Here is a 4,881-nt window from a genome sequence, read left to right as displayed (position 1 = left end):
GTTCCCCGCGCCCCTGAGGGACGGGGCTGCGCCCCTGTCCCCCTCGCACGGCACCAGCGGGGGGACGGGGGCGCGCCTCTGTTACCCCTCCCACGGCACTAGCGTGGAGGTGGACAGGGGAGTCGCCGCGCTGATGCGCTGACGCGCCGAGGAGGTACGCACGATGACCGTCGAGCTGAACCACACGATCGTCGCCGCCCATGACAAGGAGGCATCGGCCCGGTTCCTCGCCGACATCCTGGGGCTGGAGGTGAGTCCCGCGTACGGTCCCTTCGTCCCTGTGCCGATCCCCAACGGCGTGACCCTCGACTACATGGACGCCGTCGGCGCCATCGCGCCCCAGCACTACGCGTTCCTGGTCTCGGAGGACGACTTCGACCGGATCTTCGCCCGCGTCCGGGACGCCGGCCTCACGTACTGGGCGGATCCGTACCACCGCCGCGTCAACGAGATCAACACGAACGACGGCGGCCGCGGTACGTATTTCGATGACCCGAACGGCCACAGCCTGGAGATCCTCACGCGTCCGTACGGGAGCGGGGCGCGGCAGTAGGACCTGTCCGCGCGCGCGGGGGCACGGCAGGGGCCCCAAGGTCCGTGATGGCATGACCGTTCGGCTGCCCCCCGAGCCCTCGCCGAGCCGGGACTTCGGTGATATCCCCTTCCCTGAGGCGTGGCGATCCGCACAGGGAGGCCTAGGACGGCCCAGATGTCGGCGTCACCGCGCCGCGCGCTCAGCTCAGCGGCCGGACCTGTCGTCCGTCAGCGATTCCGTTACGGCGGAACGGTGTCCGCGTCGCACCTGTGACCTCAGGTCGGACGAGGTCGACCCCGTTCGACCTCGTTGTCCGGCCTCATTCAGCAGTCATCCTGGAGATCCACACGATGAAGTTCGCCAAGCGCATTGTGCTCACCACCACGGCTCTCGCCGCCGCGACCGCCGGCACGCTCTTAGGAGTGACGGCCGCCCAGGCCACGCCCTCACAGCCCGCACGCGTCGGCGCCGACGTGCCCGCCGCGCTGAAGGTCCCGGACGGCAACCGGCTCACCGGTGTCTTCTCCGCCGAGGGTGTGCAGACGTACACCTGCACCGACGGTGCCTGGACGCTGCTGGAACCCGCCGCGACCCTCTGGGTCAAGGGCGACCGCTCGCACCGTTCCGTCGCCCTCCACTCCCGCGGCCCCGTCTGGGTGTCCACGGTGGACGGCAGCGCCGTGAACGCCGCCGCCGTTGCGAACTCCCCCAAGCCCGGCACCATCCCGGAACTGCTGCTGAAGTCGACCGCCACCCGCGGTACCGGGGTCTTCGCCGACGTCTCCTACATCCAGCGCCTCAACACCCAGGGCGGCGTCGCCCCGGCCACCGCCTGCACAGGCACCGACCAGACGAGCGTCCCCTACTCCGCCACCTACACCTTCTACAAGCCCGTCAAGTGACGTGGTAGGACCAAAGAGCGTTAAAGAGTGTAAATAGCAAGGGAGGGCCCTCGGACTGCTTCGGGGGCCCTCTTTACAAGCGATGCGGCGACGGATGTGCGAAAGGGCGATTGCTGGTTAGAGTCGTCCTGTTACAGCTGGTTGTGGGGACAGCCAGAGCGCCTTGGGGAGGGCCCGCACCACATGAGTCGTAGATCCGCCGGGTTTGTCGGCGTCTGGGCTGAAGTGCAACGGCAGCAGCAGCGTCAGCTGGAAGCCGAAGCCAGACAGCAGAGACAACAAGCTCAGCAAGCACGCGCCTATCAGCGGCGAGTTGCCCAGAACCACCGTGAGTACCGACAGGCGGAGGCGCTGCGTCGTACCGAGGAACTCGACGCGCAGGTCGCCTCGTTGCAGGGCCTGCTCGCGGCCGGGTGCCAGGTTCCGGCATTCAGGGCCTCGTCCTTGCTGCGGTCCGAGGAGGTCCAGGCCTTCGCTCCGGGAGCGTTGGCGCAGCCCGTGCCCATGCCGGACCTGAACCAGTACCAGACGCAGAGTGGGTGGACCGCCAATCGCCGGGCGCAGGCACAGGTCGAGGCGCGGGCGCGTTTCGAGCGGGACTGGCAGGCCGCTCAGACGGCGGAGGGACAGCGGCAGCAGCAGTTGGCGGCGTACCGGAGCGAGTACGAGCGGTGGGTCGACGTCCAGTTGGCCGACGTGCGGCGGCACAACGCCGGCATCCGTGAGGTGACCGAAGGCGTGCGGCGCTGCGAACCGGAGTCGGTGGTCGAGTACTTCTCCGGCGCTCTCTACGCTTCGACCGCGTGGCCGGAGGGGTTTCCACGTCAGGTGGCAGCCGCCTACGACCCGGCGGCCCGACAGCTGGTGCTGGACTGGGAGTTGCCCGCCTACAGCATCGTTCCCGAGGTCAAGTCCGTCCGGTACATGGCGGCAGTGGACCAGGACAAGGAGGCCCCCCGCCCCGTGGGGCAGCGTCGGGCCCTGTACCGGGAGGTCCTCGCGCAGTGCATGCTGCTCGTCCTCCACGAACTCTTCGCCGCGGACGAGCTGGGCGCGCTGGAGTCGGTGACCCTGAACGGGTTCGTGGACGGGCACGACCCCACGACCGGCCGACCGGGCCACATTCACCTGGCCACCGTCATGACGTCACGTTCGACGTTCCGCGACCTGCATCTGGCCCAGGTGGACGCGGGCAGTTGCCTGGCCGACGCGCTGCGCGGGCAACTCTCACCCCGGCCCGACCAGTTGACGCCCGTACGACCGAGCCGTCTGCCGCAGGACGTCGGGAACCGCGTGGTCGCGCACGGCAGCGACGAGGAACCCGACCTCTACGACATGGATCCGATCGCCTTCGAGCACCTCGTGGCCGATCTCTTCCGTGCCATGGGTATGCAGGCGGTCACCACCCAGCGTTCCAACGACGGCGGCGTGGACGTCGACGCGCTGGATCCGACGCCGATCCGGGGCGGAAAGATCGTCGTGCAGGTGAAGCGCTACCGCAACACGGTGCCGCCCACCGCCGTACGTGACCTGTACGGGACCGCGCAGGACGCCGGCGCCAACAAGGGCGTCCTGGTGACGACGTCGAAGTTCGGCCCCGGCTCACACACCTTCGCCAACGGAAAACCGCTTGAGCTGATCTCGGGCAGTGAGCTCGTGGACCTGCTGCACCGCCATGGTCTGCGGGGACGCCTGGGAGGTGGCGCCCGTCAGCCGTCGGCGCAGCCCACGCCGTCAGCGCAGGGTGATCGGCTGCCCGACGACTACAACGTCCTGGGCATGTCGTGGACCGGAAGCGTCGCCTTGGACGTGTGCGCTCTCGTCTGCCGCGGCAACCGCGTCCTCAGCGACGAACACTTCGTCTTTTTCAACAACCCGCAGACCGCGGACGGCTCCGTGCGCGCCCTTCCGCCCACGGCACCCGACAAGGCCGCGATATGCGTTTCCTTCGACGGGCTGCCGGACGAGGCCGACCGGTTCGTCCTCGTCGCGGCCATCGACCCGGAGGTGAACCCCGACGCGGACCTCTCCGGTTTCACGAACGCCTGCATCAGCCTGCGCGATCCCGGGCTGGCCGAACTGGGGCGGCTTGAGGTCTCCGACGGCCGCCCGCTCGAAACGGCCTTGGTGCTGGGCTCCTTCCGGCGCAGGTCGAACGGCGACTGGGACTTCGTCCTGGGCGGCAAGGGCTACGCGGGCGGCTTGGAGGAACTCGTTCAGGACTTCGGCATCGAGGTCGCGTAGCCGTCCCGGCGGGGGCCGTCCCGGCGGGTGCGGAGGCCGTCCCGGCGGGTGTGTTGTGCGAGTGCGGGTGCGTGGGGGCTGGGCGCGCAGTTCCCCGCGCCCCTGGGGTGTGGGGCTGCGCCCCTACTCCCCACGGTGCGGCGGGGGCGGGCCCCACGTCCACCTCGGGATCGGCTGTTCCGCCGGAGGCACCACGTCGGGACCGGAGAAGTACACCGCCAGCCGCGTCCCCCACTCCGCGTACGCGACGAACGCCGATCGGAACTCGGCGTCCGTCGGCAGCTCCGCCTCGTCCGCCGCGTCCTGGAGCAGGTTGACCCAGCGGCGCCGCTGGATCTCCGTGATGCCCTTCCCCAGGTGCCTGGCGACCATGTGGCCGTGGCCGCCCTGAGTCTCGGAGTAGCTCGGCGGGCCGCCGAAGACCTCGCCGAGCCAGGAGGCCACATGGGAGGCGTGTTCGGCGGCGAGCCCCGCGAAGACGGGGGCCAGGACCTCGTCCTTGAGGACCTTGTCGTAGAACACCTCGGTGAGACGTGTGAAGGCCTCCGCTCCGCCGGCCCAGGAGTACAGCGTGGGCAGGGACGCCCCCGTGCCCCGTACCGTCGTCGGCTTGTAGTGGCGCGTCTCCTCGATGAACCTGTCGAAGGGGCCGATATCGGCCACGTAGTCGGTGAACAGCTCGGACTCGCGGAAGCCCTCGACGTGGTCCTCGGTCGATGTCCAGGTGATGCGGAGCACGTAGTGCTCGAAGTCCTCCTCGGAGCGGGCCAGTTCGTAGTCGACACACTGGGGGGCCGCCGCGAGCTGCACGGCGGCCCGGGTGCAGGCGGCGAGGAACTGTGCCGACTGCTGCTCGGGAATGAGGTACCGGATGTACTCGACGGTGTGCGCGGTCATACCCCCACACAAACACGGACGGCCCGCCGAAGCTCTGGCTCCGGCGGACCGTTCGTGTGTGTCAGCGTTCAGCGAACCTGTCGGTGATCCACCGGATCAGGTCACTTCCCGTAGTACGCGTTGTAGATCGAGATCGTCGACTTGTTGCCCTTCTTGTCGGCGATCTTGGCGTGGAACGAGATCCCCTTGCCCTTGGCCGGGTTCGTGACCGCGATCTTGCCGTTCTTGACGGTGACCTTCTTCCAGGTCTGGCCGTAGTCGTACGACACGTACACCGACAGGGACTTCAGGTTCGAGCCCGCT

At 68.9% G+C, this 4,881-nt stretch carries 5 protein-coding genes; 3 read left to right on the top strand and 2 right to left on the bottom strand.

The genetic code is table 11. The annotated features are described in order from the left end of the window. Positions 1-163 precede the first annotated feature (163 nt). The 3 genes from AOK01_RS26565 to AOK01_RS26555 all read left to right on the top strand — a co-directional run bounded on the left by AOK01_RS26565 (position 164) and on the right by AOK01_RS26555 (position 3,681). The gene (locus AOK01_RS26565; protein WP_055515986.1) at positions 164-553 is read left to right on the top strand and encodes a VOC family protein; all 390 of its coding nucleotides are present in this window, start codon (positions 164-166) and stop codon (positions 551-553) included. Between the two features lie 332 nt (positions 554-885). Beyond that, positions 886-1,437, top strand: coding sequence for a DUF3455 domain-containing protein (locus AOK01_RS26560; protein WP_055515984.1), 552 nt, complete (start codon positions 886-888; stop codon positions 1,435-1,437). A gap of 183 nt (positions 1,438-1,620) precedes the next feature. Continuing rightward, a complete protein-coding gene (locus AOK01_RS26555; RefSeq protein ID WP_190850422.1) occupies positions 1,621-3,681 on the top strand; it encodes a restriction endonuclease in 2,061 nt (686 codons plus the stop codon). Positions 3,682-3,804: 123 nt separating this feature from the next. On the opposite strand, the gene AOK01_RS26550 is transcribed toward AOK01_RS26555, so the two are convergent. Continuing rightward, positions 3,805-4,578, bottom strand: a complete 774-nt coding sequence (locus tag AOK01_RS26550) for a group II truncated hemoglobin (RefSeq protein WP_055515980.1) — start codon at positions 4,576-4,578, stop codon at positions 3,805-3,807. A 101-nt stretch (positions 4,579-4,679) separates the two neighbouring features. Further along, positions 4,680-4,881, bottom strand: a 202-nt coding sequence (locus AOK01_RS26545; protein WP_055516738.1) for a hypothetical protein, incomplete at its 5' end; no start/stop codon positions are given.

This window comes from Streptomyces aurantiacus, from assembly GCF_001418335.1.
Taxonomy (GTDB): Bacteria; Actinomycetota; Actinomycetes; order Streptomycetales; family Streptomycetaceae; genus Streptomyces; species Streptomyces aurantiacus.
The sequence above is the reverse complement of the archived record's forward strand: the minus strand, read 5'-3'. Positions and strand labels throughout refer to the sequence as shown.

Coding starts and splice junctions, on each gene's coding strand:
- AOK01_RS26560 (WP_055515984.1), top strand. CDS start 886: ATGAAGTTCGCCAAGCGCATTGTGCTCACCACCACGGCTCTCGCCGCC.
- AOK01_RS26555 (WP_190850422.1), top strand. CDS start 1,621: ATGAGTCGTAGATCCGCCGGGTTTGTCGGCGTCTGGGCTGAAGTGCAA.
- AOK01_RS26550 (WP_055515980.1), bottom strand. CDS start 4,578: ATGACCGCGCACACCGTCGAGTACATCCGGTACCTCATTCCCGAGCAG.
- AOK01_RS26565 (WP_055515986.1), top strand. CDS start 164: ATGACCGTCGAGCTGAACCACACGATCGTCGCCGCCCATGACAAGGAG.